Origin of the sequence: Pedobacter sp. JCM 36344 (assembly GCF_046546555.1) — a bacterium.
GTDB lineage: Bacteria > Bacteroidota > Bacteroidia > Sphingobacteriales > Sphingobacteriaceae > Pedobacter.
Genome location: NZ_JBKHKK010000009.1, coordinates 100,742 through 122,052, shown reverse-complemented (window position 1 = coordinate 122,052; position 21,311 = coordinate 100,742). Strand labels below are relative to the sequence as shown.

22 protein-coding genes are annotated in these 21,311 nt (G+C 40.6%); 13 read left to right on the top strand and 9 right to left on the bottom strand.

Going from position 1 to position 21,311, the window contains the following annotated elements; translation table 11 throughout:
• Positions 1-17: 17 nt before the first annotated feature.
• From ACHFIZ_RS10640 to ACHFIZ_RS10630, 3 genes are all read right to left on the bottom strand, one after another.
• Positions 18-1,004 carry a glycosyltransferase family protein gene (locus ACHFIZ_RS10640; protein WP_410885612.1) on the bottom strand — a complete coding sequence of 329 codons (987 nt, stop codon included), beginning with the start codon at positions 1,002-1,004 and terminating at the stop codon, positions 18-20.
• Between the two features lie 29 nt (positions 1,005-1,033).
• Positions 1,034-1,885, bottom strand: a complete 852-nt coding sequence (locus ACHFIZ_RS10635) for a UDP-2,3-diacylglucosamine diphosphatase (RefSeq protein ID WP_410885610.1) — start codon at positions 1,883-1,885, stop codon at positions 1,034-1,036.
• Positions 1,886-2,036: 151 nt separating this feature from the next.
• On the bottom strand, positions 2,037-4,517 hold the full coding sequence (locus ACHFIZ_RS10630; RefSeq protein WP_410885608.1) for a YfhO family protein: 2,481 nt from the start codon (positions 4,515-4,517) through the stop codon (positions 2,037-2,039).
• 79 nt (positions 4,518-4,596) lie between these two features.
• Here ACHFIZ_RS10630 and ACHFIZ_RS10625 point away from each other — a divergent pair, with 79 nt between their 5' ends.
• On the top strand, positions 4,597-4,797 hold the full coding sequence (locus ACHFIZ_RS10625) for a YwbE family protein (protein ID WP_410885606.1): 201 nt from the start codon (positions 4,597-4,599) through the stop codon (positions 4,795-4,797).
• A gap of 68 nt (positions 4,798-4,865) precedes the next feature.
• On the top strand, positions 4,866-5,120 hold the full coding sequence (locus tag ACHFIZ_RS10620; protein ID WP_410885604.1) for a DUF4834 family protein: 255 nt from the start codon (positions 4,866-4,868) through the stop codon (positions 5,118-5,120).
• A 3-nt stretch (positions 5,121-5,123) separates the two neighbouring features.
• On the opposite strand, the gene uvrB is transcribed toward ACHFIZ_RS10620, so the two are convergent.
• Positions 5,124-7,160: an excinuclease ABC subunit UvrB gene (gene uvrB / locus ACHFIZ_RS10615; protein WP_410885602.1), complete on the bottom strand. Its 2,037-nt coding sequence runs from the start codon at positions 7,158-7,160 to the stop codon at positions 5,124-5,126.
• Between the two features lie 69 nt (positions 7,161-7,229).
• On the opposite strand from uvrB, the gene upp reads away from it, so the two are divergent.
• Genes upp through ACHFIZ_RS10575 form a run of 8 tightly spaced genes read left to right on the top strand, consistent with a single transcriptional unit; the run spans position 7,230 to position 13,440 of the window.
• Positions 7,230-7,874, top strand: a complete 645-nt coding sequence (gene upp, locus ACHFIZ_RS10610; protein WP_410885600.1) for a uracil phosphoribosyltransferase — start codon at positions 7,230-7,232, stop codon at positions 7,872-7,874.
• A complete protein-coding gene (locus tag ACHFIZ_RS10605) occupies positions 7,871-8,560 on the top strand; it encodes a YjjG family noncanonical pyrimidine nucleotidase (RefSeq protein ID WP_410885598.1) in 690 nt (229 codons plus the stop codon). Before upp ends, ACHFIZ_RS10605 begins: the two co-directional genes overlap by 4 nt.
• Positions 8,561-8,576: 16 nt before the next feature.
• A complete protein-coding gene (locus ACHFIZ_RS10600; RefSeq protein ID WP_410885596.1) occupies positions 8,577-9,089 on the top strand; it encodes a DinB family protein in 513 nt (170 codons plus the stop codon).
• A gap of 18 nt (positions 9,090-9,107) precedes the next feature.
• Positions 9,108-10,439 (top strand): flippase, encoded by a 1,332-nt coding sequence (locus tag ACHFIZ_RS10595; RefSeq protein WP_410885594.1) that lies wholly within the window; start codon positions 9,108-9,110, stop codon positions 10,437-10,439.
• A 41-nt stretch (positions 10,440-10,480) separates the two neighbouring features.
• A complete protein-coding gene (locus ACHFIZ_RS10590; protein WP_410885592.1) occupies positions 10,481-11,107 on the top strand; it encodes a hypothetical protein in 627 nt (208 codons plus the stop codon).
• Between the two features lie 5 nt (positions 11,108-11,112).
• Entirely contained in the window at positions 11,113-11,757 is a 645-nt protein-coding gene (locus tag ACHFIZ_RS10585; protein ID WP_410885590.1) for an FkbM family methyltransferase, read from the top strand.
• Positions 11,758-11,771: 14 nt separating this feature from the next.
• A complete protein-coding gene (locus tag ACHFIZ_RS10580; protein ID WP_410885588.1) occupies positions 11,772-12,539 on the top strand; it encodes a class I SAM-dependent methyltransferase in 768 nt (255 codons plus the stop codon).
• A 1-nt stretch (position 12,540) separates the two neighbouring features.
• The gene (locus ACHFIZ_RS10575) at positions 12,541-13,440 is read left to right on the top strand and encodes a sugar transferase (protein ID WP_410885586.1); all 900 of its coding nucleotides are present in this window, start codon (positions 12,541-12,543) and stop codon (positions 13,438-13,440) included.
• On the opposite strand, the gene ACHFIZ_RS10570 is transcribed toward ACHFIZ_RS10575, so the two are convergent.
• From ACHFIZ_RS10570 to ACHFIZ_RS10560, 3 genes are read right to left on the bottom strand one after another with little or no spacing between them, the layout of a single operon-like run.
• Complete coding sequence (locus ACHFIZ_RS10570; protein ID WP_410885584.1) at positions 13,437-14,189, bottom strand: class I SAM-dependent methyltransferase; 753 nt, start codon at positions 14,187-14,189, stop codon at positions 13,437-13,439. The genes ACHFIZ_RS10575 and ACHFIZ_RS10570 overlap by 4 nt on opposite strands.
• Before the next feature lies 1 nt (position 14,190).
• On the bottom strand, positions 14,191-14,436 hold the full coding sequence (locus tag ACHFIZ_RS10565; protein ID WP_410885582.1) for a hypothetical protein: 246 nt from the start codon (positions 14,434-14,436) through the stop codon (positions 14,191-14,193).
• Between the two features lie 26 nt (positions 14,437-14,462).
• The gene (locus ACHFIZ_RS10560) at positions 14,463-15,545 is read right to left on the bottom strand and encodes a hypothetical protein (protein WP_410885580.1); all 1,083 of its coding nucleotides are present in this window, start codon (positions 15,543-15,545) and stop codon (positions 14,463-14,465) included.
• 113 nt (positions 15,546-15,658) lie between these two features.
• Here ACHFIZ_RS10560 and ACHFIZ_RS10555 point away from each other — a divergent pair, with 113 nt between their 5' ends.
• The 3 genes from ACHFIZ_RS10555 to ACHFIZ_RS10545 all read left to right on the top strand — a co-directional run bounded on the left by ACHFIZ_RS10555 (position 15,659) and on the right by ACHFIZ_RS10545 (position 18,357).
• Positions 15,659-16,930 (top strand): glycosyltransferase family 4 protein, encoded by a 1,272-nt coding sequence (locus ACHFIZ_RS10555; protein ID WP_410885578.1) that lies wholly within the window; start codon positions 15,659-15,661, stop codon positions 16,928-16,930.
• 20 nt (positions 16,931-16,950) lie between these two features.
• A complete protein-coding gene (locus tag ACHFIZ_RS10550; RefSeq protein WP_410885576.1) occupies positions 16,951-17,700 on the top strand; it encodes a glycosyltransferase family 2 protein in 750 nt (249 codons plus the stop codon).
• Between the two features lie 93 nt (positions 17,701-17,793).
• Positions 17,794-18,357 carry a type 1 glutamine amidotransferase domain-containing protein gene (locus ACHFIZ_RS10545; RefSeq protein ID WP_410885574.1) on the top strand — a complete coding sequence of 188 codons (564 nt, stop codon included), beginning with the start codon at positions 17,794-17,796 and terminating at the stop codon, positions 18,355-18,357.
• Between the two features lie 67 nt (positions 18,358-18,424).
• On the opposite strand, the gene ACHFIZ_RS10540 is transcribed toward ACHFIZ_RS10545, so the two are convergent.
• Both ACHFIZ_RS10540 and typA read right to left on the bottom strand, forming a co-directional pair.
• A complete protein-coding gene (locus tag ACHFIZ_RS10540; RefSeq protein WP_410885572.1) occupies positions 18,425-19,141 on the bottom strand; it encodes a 3-ketoacyl-ACP reductase in 717 nt (238 codons plus the stop codon).
• A gap of 110 nt (positions 19,142-19,251) precedes the next feature.
• On the bottom strand, positions 19,252-21,057 hold the full coding sequence (gene typA, locus ACHFIZ_RS10535) for a translational GTPase TypA (protein WP_410885570.1): 1,806 nt from the start codon (positions 21,055-21,057) through the stop codon (positions 19,252-19,254).
• Positions 21,058-21,311 lie beyond the last annotated feature (254 nt).

Below are 21,311 nucleotides of genomic sequence, written 5' to 3'. Positions count from 1 at the left end.
AGGCAAAGTAAAGCAAATTATCTGGCAAACTTATTTACTACACGATCAATTACGGCAGCTGTTTCATCAGGAAAATGAAACTTATGCTCTTGTGGATTATTCACCCAAGTTCTGATAATAGGCTCCCAATTTCTGTTGCTACCCCAGATTACAGGGAGACCAAATTGTTTCAAAGCGTATGCATTGCACTGTTGCTCATACTGAAACCTCATCGGTGCAACCAGTAATTTTTTACCCATATGCAACGCCTCAGCAGGACCCTCAAAACCCCCACCTGTAAAAAGTCCTTCAGACGAGGCAAGGCTTTTGTTAAACAATTCATTATTGATGCGACAAACTTTTACATTACCATTCTCGTAATCGGCTTCACAATGCTTGGAAAAAACTTGCCAACTTACGTTGGAGATTTTATTTAGGGTAGGAACAAGATGCTTGTCATCAACTGCAGGTAAGTAAACAGTATAGTGGCCGAGATTAGTTAGCAACATTTCTCTTATTTCACGGCGAATAACCGGAGTGTGAATGAAATCATCATAATTGTCAAAATGGAACCCAACATAATGACTTGCGGGAGCATAATATTTCATTACCAATTGTGCCCAGTCAATACTCTTTGGCTTTGGAACCTTGGCCGATTGAAAAGAAGCCTGGTGGCTTAAACCAACGCTTTCTATTTTCTGCGTTTTACAGGCCCAGGCTGTGACTGGCTCGAAGTCGTTCAAAATTAAATTGTAGGACTTAAGAGGCACGGCCCTCATATCCTTTACAAATCGGGGCAGATTCATTGATTTCCAAGTCTCATAATGATTAACCCCCCCTTTTTTACCAAAGACGAAGCTGAATCCGTGAAGCTGGTAGCGCACATCCTGGCTCAGCTTAACATCTGCCTGTGTGCCACTAATCAAAAGATCAACATCCCCATATTGTTGAAGCAATGGAACAATTTCTCGGGCGCGACTGATGTGACCATTTCCAGTGCCTTGTATGGCATATAAAATCTTCATGCGGATCGAATATCTGTAAATTTTGGGCTTTACACAATTTCTAATTTGATTTTCTGAAGTAGGGTATTGATATCAAGCTTGCTATGAAGATCTTCTCCATCGGACAACTGTCCTTCTTCTGCCTCATCTTGCTCAAAATCCCGGGCATCATATTTAAAGATTTTCCAGGCATTATTCTGATATTCAAGTGCTGTGAGGTTTTCTACCCAATCCCCACTATTCAAATAGCTTACAGACCCTTCTTCTGTAGTTACTTTTCGTATCTCGGGCTGATGAATGTGGCCACAAATTACAAAGTCATAACCATTTTGCACAGCAAGCTCTGCAGCTGTGTGCTCGAACTTATTGATGAATTTTACAGCATCCTTAAACCTAGCCTTTATTTTTTTTGAGAAGCTCATTTTCTCCCGACCGAATAACGATAGGCACCAGTTAACTACACTATTTATCAAAATTAAAGTATCGTAACCCACGGCACCCAGTTTGGCTAGCCATTTGGAATGCTGCATGGTGACATCGAAAATATCTCCATGAAAGAACCATGCTTTTTTCCCATCAAGCTCAAGAATAAGCTTGTTTTGAAGGTGAAAAGCGCCCATATGAATATCAGCAAACTTCCTTAAAAGCTCATCATGATTACCTGTCAGGTAGTGAACAGGCACACCTTCCACTACAAACTTCATAAGCTTCCTTAGTACTTTCATATGGGTCTCGGGCCAATACCTCTTACTGAACTGCCAAATATCTATAATATCACCGTTAAGGACAATCATTTTGGGCTTAACACTCTTTAGATACTTGAGCAGCTCTCTGGCATGGCATCCGTAGGTTCCCAGATGAACGTCTGATATGACAACTATTTCAACTTCGCGTTTAGACATCGTCTTCCTCAACTTTCAAGTCAAAGGGCCCGAAGAATAAAACAAGAAGTCCTAATAAACAGAATACGAAAAACAGCTCAACCATATGATACAGTTTATTTACAAAACTGCAAAACATAGATTAATAAGAAGTTAAAGGCGTGTTATCAATTTATACAGCCATTTTTGTTTTTCTGTCTGAATAAATCGCGAAGCCCAGTGCCGCTAATAAAAGTATTGAACCAACGAGTGAAATCTTCTCTCCCAGATAATAGGAAGTTGGTTCAAACTTGAATTCTACTTTATGATTTCCAGACTCTAACTGTGCGGCGCGGAGTACATAGTCGGCCCTGAAATAAGGCTTTTTAGCCCCATCTACATACATATTCCAGCCTTTATCATAATAGATTTCAGAGAAGACCGCTATCACATCACGTGGTGCACTATACGAATATTCCAGGTGATCTGGATGGTAACTATCTAATTTGATGGAAGCGGTTGGATCTGCGCCGACATTTTTACTATTGATCATCGACTTAAACCTTTCATCAATTATGGCTTCATTCTTTGGATCAAAACTGCTGATCGCTTTCATTTCTTCATCTGCATCTTTAACGAATTGAACGCTTTGAACGATCCATGCATTCCCTGCCGCTGTACTATTGCGGTTCATGCTATAAGATCCCGTCTGTGGGTTTTGCGAAATGATGTACTTGGTATTTAGCATATCCAAAACATCCTGATTAACGCTTTTTGTTAGCTGATTGTCTATAAGCTCCTGGTAGCGCTTCAATTTTGCGGCATGATAACCTCCAATGGTTTTATGAAACTGAGAGGTACTTGCATCCTGAAAGGTGTTAATGCTTAAGTCCATAACTCTAAAGTTAGGATCTTTGTCTGACAGGATCAGATTATCAACGTCACGCTGCTGGAAGTGGTTAGTAAGGTCTGTTTTACTAGCGAAGTTGCTGTTGTTAAGGTACCTTCTATCTACCTGCCACATGTCAACAAGTACCGCAAGACCTAAAATGATTACTGCGAACTGCATATTCATTTTTTTGGTGATCATTGCCCAAACTACTCCATACCCAATGGCGATAAACAATAAAGTACGTAACGCATCGGCACGGGCCAGATCTGAACGATCCAAAACCAGGGCAGCCAGAATGCTCTGCGCTGCACCGACATTATTCTGCAGCATCTGTGTCAATGCCTGAAGCATTTGCTGATGATTCGCAGTTTGAAAGCTGAAAAGTGCAGTCGGCATAAGGGCGACAAGTAAAGCAAAGCCACCAGTTATTCCTGCAGCGATTGTCAGCTTCTTTACTAAAACCTTTTGTTCAAAACCTCCATCCTGCGTCTCTTTGACTGCAAGAAATGCAAGAAGTGGAAACATCAAACCAACGATAGCAAGGATAGACTCTACAGCTCTAAACTTGTTGTACATTGGGAAGTAGGCAAAAAAGAAATCAGATACAATTGGGAAGTTTTTTCCGAAAGAAAGAAGCAAGAATAGAATGGTTGTTCCTAGGATCCACCATTTCAATCGACTTCTAACGACAAGCAAGCCAAATACAAATAAGAAACATACAATCGCACCAAAATAATATGGTCCCGATGTTCCAGGTTTTTCACCCCAGTATTGCTGTAGCCCTATTTGCTGAGCCAATTGTGAAATGGCTCCTGTCGGATCTCCACCTGTAATACCTTGTAAAGTTTTATAAGTATGACTCTCAGGGTTAACCAGTGCTTCAATGCTCGTCGCACCACCATAGAGATTGGGAATCAAGAATGTAAAACTCTCGCCAACGCCCTGGCTCCAGCCATATGCATACTCTTTCGATAGCCCATTTTGAGCTTCGGCAGCATCTGTTGTAAGATTGGAAGCTCCTCTATTGGATTCCTTTCCATACTCATAAGTAGTCCAAAGCTTTCCTGCATTTACCATGAAGGACAATAGCATTGCAACAAAGAGAAAGGCAAGTGCTTTACCGAATTGCTGTGTTCTCTTTTCCTTTACAGCATGATAAACTTCAATTCCTATGAAGATTAATAAGGCAATCATCAGGTAATAGGTCATCTGTATGTGATTGGCTCTTATTTCAAGCGCCAAAAATAGTGCGGTCAAACTCGCACCCATCCAAAGTTTACCTCTTAAGGTCAGAATAACCCCAGCGATGATAGGGGCACAAAAAGCAATGGCAAATGCTTTGTTGCTATGTCCCGCAGCAATAATTATAAAATTATATGAAGTAAATGCAAAAGCTACAGCACCCGCAGCAGCAAGCCAGGGATTTATTTTGAGTACACAGAATAGCAAGTAAGCTCCTAAAAGATAAAGGAAAACTACGCCCACCGGATCAGGAAAAACAGCGGTAATTAGATTTATAACATAGGTGGCGCCATTGTAAGGGTGTTGCACCCATATCTGATAAGCTGGCATCCCCCCAAACATCTGGTTGGTCCAAAGTGGTCCTTTACCATCTTTTTCTTTATACTCAATGATCTCTTTAGCTGTTGCTTTTGCTTGTAGCACGTCACTTTGAGCTGGAGCTTTTCCTTGCAGAACGGGACTAAAATATACGAAACAGATAACGATGAAAAATCCAATGATGGCCAGGTGAGTGCCATTCGCTTTTAACCAGTTGTTCATTAAGGTTTGTTTAAAAGTAAAATAGCCCCAAACTTAGATAAAAATGATTTAATAAAAAAGCCGTAATTTTGAGATCAGTATGGACGGAAAAAGCAGAAAAGACATTTATCCAGGACTTGAAGTTGAGGTCATTTTGAAGAAAGACCAAAGAACTGGAAAACTCACTTATGGGATGGTTCAAACCTTACTAACATCGGCACCCTTTCACTCAAGAGGGATAAAAGTTAGGTTGGAAGATGGCCAGGTTGGTCGGGTTGCCAATGTAATTGAACTGCAATAAAAGCCTGATATCTGTAATAATAAAAATCTGAGGCCGTCTATATTTGTATTAAATGTAAAGTCATCATTATGGCACTATTAAAATTTATATTAGTTACTTTCCTAGTTATCTATATCATTAGACTCATTCTGCGTCTGATTTTCCCTGTTGTTTTGAAAAACCTGTTTAGCAAAGCACAACAACAAGCTTCACAACAGCAACAAAGTCGCCAAGCCAATGAACGCCAGGAAGGAGATATATCCATTGAATATATGCCTCCCCAGCCTAAACAAGGTAATGCTGATAAGTTAGGCGATTTTGTAGATTACGAGGAAATCAAATAAATCTTATTTAAAGCGCTCTTCAAAAACCTTCTCCATCGCAAACATTTCATCTCTTAGCCTTGCTGCCAACAGGAAGTCCATGTCCTTTGCTGCCTTGGCCATCTCTTTTCTTGTCTTGTCAATAGACTTCTGCATCTCTGGCTTGGTCATGTACTGCACAATCGGATCGGCTGCCATGCTTACCTCATCGACTTCGATATAAGGCTTAGCGCGTTTATTCTCCCCTGAAGAAAAGTCCAGCACAGATGTCTGTTCGATGATAGCCTCTCTGCTTTTACCTACAGTTTTAGGCGTAATACCGTGCTCTAAATTGTAGCTAATCTGCCTTTCTCTCCTTCGATTGGTTTCATCCATAGTTTTCGCCATCGAATCCGTAATACTGTCGGCGTACATAATTACCCTTCCCCTATCGTTCCGGGCAGCACGTCCAATGGTTTGAATCAGGGATCGTTCCGAACGAAGAAAACCTTCCTTGTCAGCATCGAGAATTGCAACTAGGGATACTTCAGGTAAATCTAAACCCTCTCGCAGGAGGTTAATACCTATCAATACGTCAAACTCACCCAATCGCAAGCCCCGTAAAATTTCTACTCGCTCCAGCGTTTTAACTTCTGAGTGAATATAACGGCATTTGATATTAAGCCTGTCCATATATTTAGTGAGCTCCTCTGCCATTCGCTTGGTTAGCGTAGTGACCAGCACCCGGTCACCTAACTTTATGGTCTTGTCTATCTCATCTAGTAGGTCATCGACCTGATTGATCGCCGGTTTTACTTCAATTATAGGATCTAGTAACCCTGTAGGTCTGATTACCTGTTCAATAACAATCCCTTCTGATTTTTGTAACTCATAGTCGGCTGGAGTAGCGCTTAAATAAATAGTTTGCGGAGCGAGGCGCTCAAACTCCTCGAAATTTAACGGTCGGTTATCCAGCGCTGAGGGTAATCTAAAACCATATTCTACTAAAGACATCTTACGGGATCTGTCTCCTCCATACATGGCACGTATTTGCGGAACAGTAACATGGCTTTCATCGATCACCATCAGGTAATCGTCAGGGAAATAGTCTAACAAACAGAAAGGCCTCATTCCAGGTTGCCTGCCGTCGAAAAATCTAGAATAGTTTTCGATCCCAGAGCAGTATCCAAGCTCTTTCATCATTTCGATATCGAAGTTGACGCGTTCTTCCAGGCGTTTTGCCTCAAGTAATTGTCGGTCGTCGATCAATTGATTCTTTCTGATTTCCAGTTCTTCCTGGATGCCCCAGATGGAAGAATTAAACCGATCTTTCGGTGTAACGAAGAGATTGGCCGGATAAATAGCCATGTCTTCCAGTTTTTCCAGTGTCTTACCAGTGATAGGATCTATTACGCTCAACTCTTCTACATCGTCCCCAAAAAAAGACACGCGGTAAGCGCTATCAAGGTATGCAGGGAAAATATCTACCGTATCACCCTTCACACGGAATGTACCCCGTTTAAAATCGTTGGTTGTGCGGGCATAAAGTATTTCGACAAGGCTATGCAAAAATGAGTTTCTTGAAATTCGGGTTCCCACTGCGAAGCGAAAGACCGATCGGGAGAAGTCTTCCGGGTTTCCCATACCGTAGATGCAAGAAATGGAGGAAACAACAATTACATCCCTCCGACCAGACATCAATGACGAAGTTGTGCGTAACCTAAGTTTTTCGATCTCCTCATTGATACTTAAATCTTTCTCTATATAAGTATTTGTACTGGGCATGAAAGCTTCAGGCTGATAGTAATCATAGTAAGAAACGAAATAGTTCACTGCATTTTCAGGGAAGAATTGCTTAAACTCTCCATAGAGCTGCGCAGCAAGCGTTTTGTTATGACTAAGAATTAACGTTGGCTTTTGCGTTTGCTCGATTACATTTGCTATCGTAAACGTTTTCCCTGAACCAGTTACACCTAACAATGTCTGGTAATGTTCTTCTCCATTTACACCTTCCACCAACTGTTTTATAGCGTTCGGCTGATCTCCGGTAGGTTTATAGTCTGAAACAATTTTGAATTTCATAGATATCAAATTTAGGCAAAAAACAAGATTATATTACATAACCTATGCCAGTAAAACTTATATTTAGGTATGATATTCGACCTCAGTAAAACTTCATCCATAGCAAATACTTTTGTTGCCGAACTTCGGGACGAAACGATACAAAAAGATACCATGCGCTTTCGTAGAAATCTGGAAAGACTTGGTGAATTTTTCGCCTATGAAATAAGCAAGGTTCTGGAGTATACCGAAGCAGAAACGCAAACACCTCTTGGAATAGCAGCATCTTTTAAGCTTACCCAGCAACCTGTTTTAGCAACTATCTTAAGAGCTGGGCTGCCCTTACACCAAGGACTGTTAAATGTTTTTGACAAAGCAGATGCTGCATTTATCGCCGCATATAGAGCCAACCATAAGAGTGGTCGTTTTGAGATAAAGTTGGAATACATCTCTACCCCCGACCTCAGCAATAGGATTGTGATTATGGCGGATCCCATGTTGGCGACTGGCTTAAGCATGGTTATGTGCTGCAAAGAACTTATCGCTCAATATCAAATTAAAGAACTACATATTGTTTCAGCTATTGCAAGTGCCGAAGGCATCAAACACGTTCGGGCCAATTTACCAAAGGCCAAACTTTGGTTTGGTGCAATTGATGAAGAAATGACAAGTAAGGCTTATATTGTGCCAGGGTTAGGTGACGTTGGGGACCTTGCCTATGGAACTAAGCTATGATTAAACACATTTTCTTCGACCTCGATCATACCATATGGGATTTCGACAAGAACGCACAGGAAACGTTGAATGAGCTTTACCTGCTACATGAGCTCGACTGCCTGGGCTGCGGCAGCGTGGAGGAATTCATTACCCGATATACGGAAAACAACCATGAATTATGGAGGCAATATCATTTGGGTCAAATTACCAAAGAGACCCTGAGATCAGAGCGATTTAATAAAACTTTTTTAGAGCTGGGCATTGATCCGGAAAGAGTGTCGCGAGAGTTTGAGGACGATTATGTACGCATTACTCCTACTAAAACCAATCTTTTTGCTGGCTCAGAGAAGGTCCTGACCTATCTTCAACAAAAATATACGTTACATATTATATCCAATGGTTTTAAGGAATCGACGTTAATGAAGATGTCCGTTTGTAACCTCAACCCTTATTTCAGCAATGTGATTATCTCCGAAGACGTGGGTGTGAACAAGCCAGACAAACGGATTTTTGAATATGCGCTTGAGAAAGCAAGCGCCGGCAAGGAAGAATCTATCATGATTGGCGACAGTTTGGAGGCTGATGTACGTGGTGCGTTAGACTTTGGCATTAAAGCAATCTACTTTAACCCATTAAAAGCCGAAAAACCAGAAGATGTGGAATGGGAAATTCATCAACTGGAAGAGTTATTACATCATTTTTAACCTCGTTTTTTAGCATATGGGAGCAATTAGCGACTACCGATGGATTCAACAAATTGTTGATAAATACAAGGCAAAACTTAAGAAAATTGATGACGCTCAATGGCAAGTAACTCCTCCGATTCACGGTTGGTCATACAGCGAGGTCTACTACCACATATTTGACGCAAGCATTCTTTCGCTGATCCAGCTTACGGAGAGCGCTGAAGGCCGTGGCAAGAGTAAACCAACTGCCTTTGCAGTCAAACTCATACTCTTTCTAGGCATGTTGCCGCCGGGTAAAAGATTTACGGCTCCTAAAACACTTGCTGAACGCGTAAAAAAAGTTGAAAAGGACGACATGCTAGTGCTCATGGAGGTCTTTTTAAAACAACTGCAGACGGCTTACCCTAAGCTAAAGAAAGCTGATCTATCCATCAAAGCTCCCCATCCTAAAATGGGCTACCTCAACCCCAATCACTGGCTTAGGTTCATTGCAATCCATTTAAACCATCATTTGAAACAACTACAGAGAATTGAGAAGAGCTATTAAATTTACATCTTTGCAGCAATGAAAATTCCTGCGATAAAAGGTTTTGACGAAGAGGCATTCCAAAAGTATTTTAAGAATACTGGTTGGCTAATGTTTGGTAAAGTGATGTCTCTACTAATTACCATTATCGTAGCCCGTTACCTAAAGCCAAAATCATTTGGAGATCTGAATTTTGCAGCGGCCTTAACAACTATTGTGGCAGCAATAGGAGCTTTAGGGCTTGATTCTTTCATCATTCGAGAAATCATTCATGATTCTTCTAAAAAAGATGAGATTCTAGGTACGTCGCTATGGTTGCGGATTGGAGTCAATTTGGTTCTGCTACCATTAAGCATTGGTGCCTATTTACTCTTCCATCATTTCTCAAGAAACCCCGGAAATCCATTGACGTGGATCGTATTCTTTTATGCTGTACCTGGGGTTTTTAAATCTTTCAACATTATTGATTCCTATTTTCAATCACAAGTACAATCAAAATATGTTGTTCACGTTCAGAACATTGGAGTAATCGTATCTACGGTAATGAAAATCATGCTTGTTTGGCTAAATGCCCCATTGATATGGTTTGCAGCAGTCATCACTTTTGATGCCGCTTTCCTCGCCACGGGTCTGGTGCTTATGTATCACCGCCAAGGATTTAAACTTAGAACCTGGTCGTTTAATTTTGACAGGGCGAAAATGTTACTAAAGCAGTCTTACCCCCTCATGTTCTCTGCGGCAATGGTGACAATTTACATGAAAATTGATGCAGTAATGCTAAAAAGCGTAGGAAGTACTGCTGTGGGGATCTATAGTGCTGCGGCCGGGCTCAGCGAAGCTTGGTTTTTTATTCCCATGGCTATAGTAACATCCGTATTCCCTGCCATAATAAATGCTCGCAAAACTGACGTCGAACGATATAACAAACGCCTCATTAATCTGTATGATCTTCTGGTCTATATTAGCCTTCCTGTAGCGATTTTCGTAAGCTTCTTTGGTTCAGAAATTATTCACATCATCTACGGCAATCAATATGAGGGGGCAGGACAAATGCTGTCGATACATATTTGGTCAGGTGTCTTTGTTTTCTTAGGGATCGCAAGTGGTCAGTACTTAGTCACAGAAGGATACACTAACATCTCTTTTCAAAGAACAGCAATGGGTGCATTAATAAATATCTTACTAAACCTTTGGTTAATTCCAGTATACGGCGGTATAGGCACTTCCATTGCTACACTTATAGCATATTTTATTTCTACTTTTTATATCTTATTGATCCCTAAAACCAGAAAGCAAGGGATACTGATGCTTAAATCGCTTTTTTTAATCCACTTATTTGAAAAAATAACTGCCAGAGGCGCCACACGATAAACGTATTCTTTTAACTTTGGTGCAGAAACCAATAATAAGCCATGAAATCCTTAAAGAAGGCAATAAGAACATTAATTTACATACCAATCAACTTTCTGGCTAAAGTAAGGCTTAGGTCTAAGATAAGAAATACTTTAAATAAGCTTCAAATCATCATCGGCGCACACAATACCGATTATGAAAACTGGCTTCCTACCAATATCGACAGCTTAAACCTACTGGAAACTGCTTCTTTTCAACATTTGTTTGGTGATAAGAAGGTAAGTCGTTTTTTAGCTGAGCATGTTTTTGAACACATCAGCTACGCTGATGCACTAATAGCCCTTAAAAACTGCTGTAATTATTTAGAGAAAGGTGGTGCGGTGAGAATCGCGGTTCCCGACGGCTTTCATCCGAATCCCGAATACATCAATATGGTAAAGCCACTAGGCTTTGGCGAAGGTGCTCATGATCATAAGCTGCTTTACGACTACAAAAAGCTTTCGAAGGTGTTCGAGGAAGCTGGTTTCAAAGTTAATTTGCTGGAATACTATGACGAGCAAGGCACTTTTCATTACAACGAATGGGACAGCAAAGACGGACATGTGATTCGCTCCAAAAGATATGACAAACGCTTTAATGAGCCCTTGGGATATTCTTCCTTGATCATTGATGGCATTAAAGAATAATTATTGTGAAAAATAAACTATCACGACTAACGCTGCTTCAACCAGGAAAATTAAAAGTACTACTTTCACTGGGTTTTAAAGGATATTTGGCAGATAAGGGTTGGTTTGGCGCTTACGAAACCAAATCTGCAATTGATGAAAATGGGAATGCGATACCTTGGGTAACCTATGCGTTTATTGATTTCATCAAAGATCGCATCACTAAATCTCAGGATATTTTTGAGTTCGGCTCTGGTAACTCTACCATCTTTTATGCCAAGCTTGCCGGATCTGTATATTCAGTAGAGCACGATAAGGACTGGTTTGAGAGAAGTTCAAAAATCAGCCTCCCAAATGTGAAAATGATCCAGTGCGATCTTGTGCCAGGTGGAGATTACTGCAAAAGTGCAGGCCCTACCGGAAAAAAGTTTCATATCATTATTGTAGACGGTCGTGACCGCGTAAACTGCTGTAAGAAAGCGATTGAATCTTTGACTGAAGATGGTGTAGTTGTACTTGATGACTCAGAGCGCAGTGAATACATAGAAGCGCATATCTTTCTGAAAACTCATGGGTTTAAATACCTTCCTTTTTCGGGCATTGCTCCTGGAGTAATTATCTCTAAATACACCTCAATATTTTACAAGCCAAATAACTGTTTGGATATTTAAACCGATTAAGATAGATGGCGATTGTAACTGATAATATAGCTGATGCCTACAATGATTTCTATACAGGGAATGAGGTAGAATGGCGCATGCTTGGTGCAAAATCTAAGGCACGAAATATAATTGAAGTCTGTGAAGGCATTAAGCCCCGAAAAATACTTGAAGTTGGCGCTGGAGATGGCAGTATTCTGCATTACTTAAACGAGTGGAACTTTGGCGATGAACTGTATGCACTAGAAATTGCCGAAAGTGGTGTTTCAATCATAGAGAAGCGGAAACTTTCCAAAGTTAAAGAAGTGAAGAGATTTGATGGCTACACCATACCCTATGGAGATAACAGTTTCGATTTAGTTATCCTAGCGCACGTACTGGAACATGTAGAACATGAAAGGATACTGCTTCGTGAACTGAAACGAGTTGCCAAATTTATTGTCATTGAGGTCCCCCTAGATTACCGCTTCGGGGTAGACAACAGGATGAAGCATTTTCTTGATTACGGGCACATCAATATGTATACACCAACCTTAATCAGATTTTTACTGCAGAGCGAAGGACTTTTTATTAAGGCAGACAAAACATCATTAACGCCTGTAGAAATTATTAAATTCTGTGATTTTAGTGTTTTAAAGAGACAAAAGACTTTTCTTAAAATTCTCAAAATTGAACTTGAATACAAAATTAAAAAAAGCTTAGGTAAGCTTTTAGGCAAGAACAAGACCGAACGATTTGGAAATGCCTACACCGTACTTACAGAGGCCTCCACTCAGAATTTGCAAATATTTTAACATGCAAACCTTTGCACCCATTGCTTTATTTGTTTACAACAGGCCACAGCATACCAGTCGTACGCTAAAGTTCCTTCAGCAGAACGAACTTGCTGCGGAGAGTAGGTTGTTCATTTTTTCTGATGGAGCAAAAACTAAAGCTGACCTCAAAGAAGTTGAAGAAGTCCGGGAACTGATCAAAAAAGTTGAGGGATTTAAATCTGTAGAGATCATTGAACGAAAAGAGAATATGGGTTTGGCCGATTCCATAATCGCAGGTGTAACAAAATTGGTCAAAGATTACAAGCAAGTGATCGTATTTGAAGATGACCTAATCTCTTCACCTTACACGCTGACCTATTTCAATGAATCGCTGGAATGCTACCGAAATGTGGAGAAAGTCATGCACATAGGCGCTTACATGTATAACCTAAAGAGAGAAGATCTCCCTGAGACGTTTTTCTACCGCGCTGCCACCAGCTGGGGCTGGGCAACCTGGGAAAGAGCATGGAATCATTTTGAACCTGATATTGAAAAGCTAATGGCCCAATTTGATGCTGCAAACAGACATGCCTTTTCAATCGAGAATACAATGAATTTCTGGAAACAAATGCAGGACTTCAAAAAAGGTAAAAACAATTCCTGGGCAATCAGGTGGTATGCTTCGATTTTTCTTAGAGACGGGCTGACGCTAAATCCATCTCAGTCACTCGTAAACAATATTGGTCATGATGGTTCTGGAATACATTCGGGGATTAATGACATCTACAATGTTATCATCAATCCTAAACGCATCACTGAATTTCCTCATAATGTGACTGAAAATCAAGAAGCATATCTTGCGGTAAAAGCTTTTCTAGGAAACAGAAAGGGCTCTTTATGGCAACGAATAAAACGGTTTATTACTGAAAAATTGAATTAATTTAGCTTCCTTGCTTCCAAAATTAGATAAGGAGAAAGTTGCTTTGAATCAAAAGGAATAACTTTGGTTAACAACTTTCCTGCAATCCAGATGCCCTTTTTCAGTAACCTGGTCACCATTGACTTTTGTTGCTCATTTTCCAACCACACACTGAACCTCCCGAAATAGCGAGATTGTATTACCTCCATACCCGCCTTTTTACAAATTTCTGCTAAAAATTGCGGATTCATGCAATCTATATTGTGCTTATCGTAGTTTTCCTTGTCGTAATTTTTTTGAAACCATCCATTTACCGCTTTAAAATTAGGGAGCGTAACGAAAAGTGTTCCTCCAGGCTTTACGAAGGCAATGTGTCTATTAATGATATCTGCTGTGTCCTTAAAGTGCTCTATCAATCCACAGGATAATACCAGATCAAACTGCTGCCTGGGTGTATAGTTGAAGAGATCTGTTTCTACGATCTCTATATCTAATGGGTTAAGCCCATTCGCCGCTAAAAGTTCACGAGTGACAGGTTCGTGCACAAAATAGTCTAGCAGAGTCACCTCCAATTTGAAGTACTTTTTCAGGAACACCGCATAATAGCCAGGAAAACCTCCCAACTCAATAGCAGTTTTGACCCCCATGTCTTTTATAATTTTTGCAAGCTCGTTAGAAAACAAGTAGTTTGATGGAATGGTGGTCGACAACCCCTTTTTACTTTCCCAATAATCTACCCAAAACTTTCTGTCGGTAAGCAGGTTCTCCATTCTAATTCTTTAAGTCTTTAAGTATTTCTGATACTGCGCGTTCGATCTGTCGATCCCTTCCCTCCAACCTGTGCAAAAAGGTATTCTTTACGAAAATATCTGGCTTCACAACTTCCTTTTCAAGATCCTGCCCATCCAAGGTATAACATCCCCAAGAAGGCAAACGGTAAGACGAGCCATCAACGAGTCCTTTTGCAGAGGTAAATATAATCCATCTATAGGACTCTGTGCCGATAATTTTTCCCAACTTTAACTCTTTAAATCCAGCAGCAGTCATTTCACTTCCAAAGCACGTTCTACTCCTGATCCAGAGGTGTCCTGAGGTTTCATCTTGCGGACATACTTGCCTTCCGCATCGCAGACAAAAACTTCACCACGAGAGATAAATGCCAGTTTATTCCCGTCTGGTGAAAGATCAAATGCGCTGATCGTGCCCTTAACATCGAACTCCTGACTCTTCTCCAACACGTTGTTTCTAAAAATATTGATGGCGATCTTCTCACTTTTCTTTGAAGCGACGTCATATAGATTAAGTTGATAATCTTTTTCAAAAACTATTTTGTTTCCTGATGCCGACACAAAGGAACGCTTAATGGACGATATAAAGCTGGTTAATTTGGTTTTTTTTTCATTTAAGAACGTATATAAGTTGTACTCTTCATTCGCTTCGTCAGAAATAAAGTATACACTCCCCTTCTTATCGATAGTAGCCCATAAGTCCTTGCCAATGTAGTCTGTATACTGCTTATAGCTTTTGGTCGTTGGATTATAGGACTGAATATCCGGATTAAATGCTCCTTTATAACGCTTACGGTTGACGAAGTTTTTACTTTCCCAGGTATCATTGAAGAATAGCTCGCCAGTTGGAGACTCTGTGATGTTATGCGTGGTATTGAAATAGTTGCCGAATAGCCTATTAGCCATTCCACCATTTACTGCAACCTTATAATTGCTGTAATTGTTATAACGACCATAGGTAAAATACAGCGTTTTGGAATCCCAGCCCCAGCCATCAAGCTCGTCAGGAGCGTCGTTATAGGTTAATTGTTTGACTGCGCCGCCAGAAAGGGGCATGACGTAAACATCATAATTGCCAAACTGATTATACGAAAAGGCAAGCCATTTACCATCGGGGGAAACTTTAGGGTTAATCTCATCGCCAGCCATTGCGGTAATTCTATTGGCCGATCCGCCAGTAGCAGCTACATTCCAGAGGTGACCCTCATAACTAAAAATCACCGTTTGATTATCTGGAGTCAGAGCTGGATAGGCCGCAAAGTATGGCTCGTTTTGAGCGAACGTTGCAGCGGCCGTTGATGTCAAGGCTACAGCTACAGCGCAAAATATTTTCTTCATAAAGGACTTGGCTGAAATATTTGAACGAAAATACGCAAGAATTTAATAAAGGTTAAAACTTTATGTAATTTTCACCTTTAAATCCGTTATAAGAGCAATTAGACCCAATACCATTGAAAGTAGTACACCTGAATACATACGAAGGAAATGGTGGAGCCGGACGAGCCTGTTTGAGGTTAAACAGCGCACTAAATGCTATCGGCATAGAATCTTCTGTTATGGTATACTTTCAATTTAAAGAAAGTAAACTAACTGGAACATTCAGCAAGGGCCCAATACAAAGGGTAATAGCAGCAGCAAATATATTAGGGGAGCGATACTTATCTAAGGCTGTTGTTAAAGCCTTGAAGACACCATTTTCTTTAAGCTGGTTTGGTCGCTCGATTGTTGACCACCCGGAAGTACAATCCGCCGATATTATTCACTTACATTGGGTTAATCACGGCTTTCTTTCCCCAAAATTTCTTGCAGAACTTGATGAGCTAGAAAAGCCCATCGTCTGGACGTTCCATGACAGTAACGCATTTACCGGGGGTTGCCACGTTCGCTATTCTTGTGAGCACTACCACAAAGAGTGTGGGAATTGCCCTTTACTGAAGATCAGTGGTAAGAATGACCTCTCTCATAAAACTTGGCTGCGGAAAAAGAAAGCTTATTCAGAATTGAATTGTCACATTGTAGCCCCAAGCAACTGGATGGCAGAATCTGTTAAATTAAGTAGTTTAATGGGATTTAGAGCTGTTACCGTGATCCCTAATACAATTGAGACAGATGTCTTTAAACCATATGTGAAATCCGAGGCCAAGAAGGTATTGAAAATCAACCCGGATAAGTTCGTCTTGATGAGTGGATTTATGCCATCTAAAAACGACAAACATAAAGGTACTTCCTACCTTATCGATGCCTTAAATGATCTTTCTACACGTCCAGGAATTATTAAAGAGAATATAGAACTGGTCATCTTTGGGAATAAGGAAAATGTTGAAATGCCTCAGTTCCCTTTCAAAACTACCTTTTTGGGAACCATCAGCAACGATGATCACCTGGCTAAATGTTACTCTGCCGCTGATGTCTTTATTACCCCCTCCCTTGAAGATAACTTACCGAATACGGTAATGGAAAGTCTTTCCTGCGCTACGCCAGTAGTCGCTTTTACTACAGGAGGGATTCCTGATATGGTGAAACACCTTCAAAACGGATACTTGGCAGAATACGAATCTTCCGAAGACCTTGCTACCGGTATTGAATGGCTGTATCACGAAGAAAATGCCGCAGATATTCAAAAAGAGGCGAGAAGAACTATCCTTAATTACTTCTCAGAACCAGTAATTGCAGAAAAGCATTTTGATTTGTACCAGTCCCTCTTGGATTTAATGCCGAAATAAAACTATATTAGACACACCTCATGCAACCGAAGTTAAGTGTCATAACCATCGTTTACAACAATGTAAAAGACATTGAACGGACGATGCTGTCTGTACTCAACCAAACTTACCCCAATATCGAATACATTGTAATTGATGGCGCTTCTAAAGACGGCACAAAGAAAGTTATCCGTAAATTTCAGAATCGACTCGCCAAACTCATTTCAGAACCTGACCATGGCATTTATGATGCGATGAACAAAGGACTTGCATTGGCCACCGGAGAATACGTACTTTTCATGAACTCCGGCGATGAAATCTATTCCACTGAAACAGTTGAAGACGTGTTTCAATCAGCTGATTCTGCAGATATTTATTACGGGGAGACAGAAATGTATAACGAACAATGGCTAAGCTTGGGTCAGCGCAGACACCGTGCTCCTGAAAACTTCAACTGGCGAAGTTTCAAATACGGGATGAGCGTTGGTCATCAGGCGGTCTATATCAAGCGCTCCATTACAGAACCCTATGACTTGCAATACAAATATAGTGCTGATATAGATTGGGTTATCAAGGCTGCAAAGAAAGCTTCCAGTATTGTAAACACACACATCTATGTTGCTAAATATTTGGTAGGCGGCATGTCTAAAAAGAAACATTTCGCCAGCCTAAGAGAACGTTTTAGCATCTTCAAGAAGTATTATGGCCTGATACCTAATTTGATTAACCATCTGGTCATCGCATTAAATCTACTGACTTATTTTGTGAAACACAGGAAAACAAATGACTAATTAAAAGCTTTACAAACAATCTTTTTCCCCGGATGTATTTATAGTAGAGCTTGTTTGTCAAGCCTGAAAAAAACTATTGTTAAAATTATCATTATGGGACAATTAAGTAACCGCACAATTGCTGTGCTATCAGATAGTGGTTTCGAAGAAACTGAACTAACCAGTCCGGTTGAAAGACTAAAAGAAGAAGGTGCAACAGTGCATATTATATCCTCGAAGGCAGGAAAAATTAAGGCCATGAAGGGCGACAATGAATGGACAATTGATGTCGATGTTGACAAAACCATTTCCGAAGCGAAAGCAGAGAACTATCACGGACTTTTGATACCAGGAGGGGTTTTAAATCCCGATTCATTGAGAAAGAATGATGAAGCTATCGCTTTTGTCAAGGACTTTTTCAAGGCTGGCAAACCAGTGGCTGCCATATGTCATGGCCCACAGGTATTAATTACCGCAGAAGTTGTATCGGGTAGAAAAATGACCTCTACCAAGACCATTAAAATAGATTTGCAGAATGCAGGTGCAGAATGGTACGATGAAGAAGTCGTCATAGACCAGGGTTTAGTGACTAGCCGCAGTCCGAAAGATTTACCAGCCTTCAATGACAAGATAGTCGAAAAATTCGCCGAGAGCATACACGAAGGACAGCATTCTTAGTATTTTAAGCCCTGTGCTATCAAAATGGGATCCTCCCACGAAGATCCCATTTTTTTTATGCTCAGGGCTACGGATTTGTAGACCAGAGACCTGCTTCTTTTACAAATACCCTGCGATTCAATTTTAATTGCGCAATAATAAACTCAGCCAGATCCTCAGGCTGCATTACCCGCTCAGGATTACCGTCGGTCAACTTCAAGTCCTTGGCCATATCACTTGCAACAGTGCTAGGGATTAATGTACTTACCCTTATGTTGTGCTTTCGCACTTCCTGCATCAACGATTCAGACATACCGATCAATGCAAACTTAGAGGCACTGTAAGCACTCGTTATCGCAGCGCCATTTTTACCTGCTGTAGAAGAAATATTGATGATGTCGCCTGACTGCTTCTCAATCATTTCAGGCAATACCGCACGCGCAGTATAATATGCGCCAAACAGGTTGATCTTAACGATTTCCTCCCATCTTGTAGGCTCCAGCTCCAGAAACTTCCCAAAGCTGGCCGTACCGGCGTTATTAATTAAAATATCTATTGTACCCAGTTCATTCTTTACCTTTAAAACCGCCGCGTCAACGGCGCTAATATTGGTAATGTCTACCGTAGCAACGGAAATCTTCACTTCGTATTGTTTGAGTTCTTCGGCAAGCGTTTCCAGATCAGAAAGTGTTCTGGCTAACAATCCGACATTAACTCCTTCCTGAGCCAATGCAATAGCTATGGCCTTTCCAATCCCTTTACCTGCACCGGTTACTATCGCGTTTTTTCCTTTTAATGATTCCATGATATATGTATTGACTACTACAAATCTAGACAAAAAAAAGCCTGTAAACTTTCGCTTACAGACTTAATATTATACTGTCCGGCCCTTCTTAACGAAAGGAGGGCGTTATGTTATTGGAATTGCTTTCCTTTAACTTTACGTTCGTTTTCGGTTAAGAAGATTTTGCGTAGACGCATGCTCAATGGAGTGATTTCGATGTACTCATCAGCCTGGATATACTCCATAGCTTCCTCTAATGAGAATTTGATTGCAGGCGCTATTCGGTTACTATCATCCGTACCAGATGCACGCATGTTAGTCAACGCTTTACCTTTTACTATGTTCACCACTAAATCATTATCTCGGATGTGCTCACCCATGATCTGACCTTCGTAAACATCTACACCCGGATCAACAAAGAACCGTCCTCTGTCTTGCAATTTATCGATAGAGTAAGCAGTTGTACTACCTTTTTCCATAGATACCAATACACCATTCAATCTTCCAGGGATGGTGCCTTTCCAAGGCTCGTAAGATTTGAAACGGTGAGCCATAATTGCTTCACCACCTGTTGCAGTAAGCACATTGTTTCTTAAACCAATGATACCACGTGCAGGAATCTCAAATTCTAAGTGTTGTAAATCACCTTTTGGCTCCATGATCAACAACTCACCTTTACGCTGAGTTACCAATTCAATTACTTTACCAGCAACCTCACCCGGTACATCAACGATTAAAGTTTCAACCGGCTCACATTTCTTACCATCAATCTCTTTAATGATAACTTGTGGCTGACCAACCTGAATCTCATACCCTTCGCGACGCATAGTCTCGATCAATACAGATAAATGGAGGATACCACGACCATATACAAGGTATGCATCAGGAGATTCTGTTTCTACAACTTTCAGCGCAAGGTTTTTCTCCATCTCTTTATACAAACGCTCTTTAATACGTTGAGAAGTAACAAATTTACCTTCTTTACCAAAAAATGGTGAGTTGTTAATGGTAAACAACATGTTCATTGTTGGCTCATCGATTTTGATAACCGGCAATTGTTCAGGAGCATCAAAGTCAGCAATGGTATCACCGATATCGAAACCATCGATACCAACAACAGCGCAAATATCACCAGATTTTACTTCTGTTGTTCTGACTTTACCAAGACCTTCAAAAATATAAAGTTCCTTTACCCTTGATTTAACCATTTTACCATCACGTTTGATCAAGGTAACCGGTTGATTTTCTTTAATTACACCGCGGTGAACACGACCAACTGCGATACGACCTACGAAAGAAGAATAATCTAACGAAGTGATCTGCATTTGAAGTGTACCTTCCAACATTGGTGGAGCGGGGATGTTAGCAACCACTGCATCCAACAATGCGAAAATATCTGTAGTGGGAACTTTCCAGTCTGTACTCATCCATCCTTGTTTAGATGAACCGTATATTACAGGGAAGTCTAACTGATCTTCTGTAGCCTCAAGGTTGAAAAATAATTCAAAGATCTGCTCATAAACTTCCTCAGGGCGACAGTTTTCTTTGTCAACTTTATTAACAACCACAATTGGTTTCAAACCTAATGCAAGTGCTTTTTGCGTAACGAAACGTGTTTGAGGCATTGCACCTTCAAAAGCATCGCACAACAATAAAACACCATCGGCCATTTTTAATACGCGCTCAACCTCACCACCAAAATCCGCGTGACCAGGAGTATCAATGATATTGATCTTAATATCTTTGTACTGCACTGAAACGTTTTTCGAAACGATCGTAATACCACGTTCGCGCTCCAGGTCATTATTGTCAAGAATTAAATCACCTGTTTGCTCGTTATCACGAAAAATGGAACAAGAGTGTAATATCTTATCAACCAGCGTTGTCTTACCGTGGTCAACGTGTGCTATAATAGCTATGTTTCTTATTTTTTGCATAAAATGCGTGTAAATTTTGGCGCAAAGATAATGTTTAATATCGATATATCAACGTGTTAGTACAGAGAAAGGTTTGACAAAGGACTGAGCTTGCCTTCGCATCTGGTTCGAACTGCATTGCGACCGTTGTCGCGAAAGCAAGCCCGTACCAACGCGATAGCAAAGGGGAACCAACACGGTACCAACCTCGAATAAACCACATACAGACATATTCGTGGTTTTTAGTTAGAAACAAACTTAATAATTACCTGTTG

Bases quoted from the DNA above. Each gene is read 5' to 3' on its own strand.
- ACHFIZ_RS10580 (WP_410885588.1), top strand. From the start codon at position 11,772: ATGGCGATTGTAACTGATAATATAGCTGATGCCTACAATGATTTCTAT.
- ACHFIZ_RS10545 (WP_410885574.1), top strand. From the start codon at position 17,794: ATGGGACAATTAAGTAACCGCACAATTGCTGTGCTATCAGATAGTGGT.
- ACHFIZ_RS10600 (WP_410885596.1), top strand. From the start codon at position 8,577: ATGGGAGCAATTAGCGACTACCGATGGATTCAACAAATTGTTGATAAA.
- uvrB (WP_410885602.1), bottom strand. From the start codon at position 7,160: ATGAAATTCAAAATTGTTTCAGACTATAAACCTACCGGAGATCAGCCG.
- typA (WP_410885570.1), bottom strand. From the start codon at position 21,057: ATGCAAAAAATAAGAAACATAGCTATTATAGCACACGTTGACCACGGT.
- ACHFIZ_RS10625 (WP_410885606.1), top strand. From the start codon at position 4,597: ATGGACGGAAAAAGCAGAAAAGACATTTATCCAGGACTTGAAGTTGAG.
- ACHFIZ_RS10590 (WP_410885592.1), top strand. From the start codon at position 10,481: ATGAAATCCTTAAAGAAGGCAATAAGAACATTAATTTACATACCAATC.
- ACHFIZ_RS10605 (WP_410885598.1), top strand. From the start codon at position 7,871: ATGATTAAACACATTTTCTTCGACCTCGATCATACCATATGGGATTTC.
- ACHFIZ_RS10560 (WP_410885580.1), bottom strand. From the start codon at position 15,545: ATGAAGAAAATATTTTGCGCTGTAGCTGTAGCCTTGACATCAACGGCC.
- ACHFIZ_RS10575 (WP_410885586.1), top strand. From the start codon at position 12,541: ATGCAAACCTTTGCACCCATTGCTTTATTTGTTTACAACAGGCCACAG.
- ACHFIZ_RS10620 (WP_410885604.1), top strand. From the start codon at position 4,866: ATGGCACTATTAAAATTTATATTAGTTACTTTCCTAGTTATCTATATC.
- ACHFIZ_RS10595 (WP_410885594.1), top strand. From the start codon at position 9,108: ATGAAAATTCCTGCGATAAAAGGTTTTGACGAAGAGGCATTCCAAAAG.
- ACHFIZ_RS10550 (WP_410885576.1), top strand. From the start codon at position 16,951: ATGCAACCGAAGTTAAGTGTCATAACCATCGTTTACAACAATGTAAAA.
- ACHFIZ_RS10640 (WP_410885612.1), bottom strand. From the start codon at position 1,004: ATGAAGATTTTATATGCCATACAAGGCACTGGAAATGGTCACATCAGT.
- ACHFIZ_RS10570 (WP_410885584.1), bottom strand. From the start codon at position 14,189: ATGGAGAACCTGCTTACCGACAGAAAGTTTTGGGTAGATTATTGGGAA.
- upp (WP_410885600.1), top strand. From the start codon at position 7,230: ATGATATTCGACCTCAGTAAAACTTCATCCATAGCAAATACTTTTGTT.
- ACHFIZ_RS10630 (WP_410885608.1), bottom strand. From the start codon at position 4,517: ATGAACAACTGGTTAAAAGCGAATGGCACTCACCTGGCCATCATTGGA.
- ACHFIZ_RS10635 (WP_410885610.1), bottom strand. From the start codon at position 1,885: ATGTCTAAACGCGAAGTTGAAATAGTTGTCATATCAGACGTTCATCTG.
- ACHFIZ_RS10540 (WP_410885572.1), bottom strand. From the start codon at position 19,141: ATGGAATCATTAAAAGGAAAAAACGCGATAGTAACCGGTGCAGGTAAA.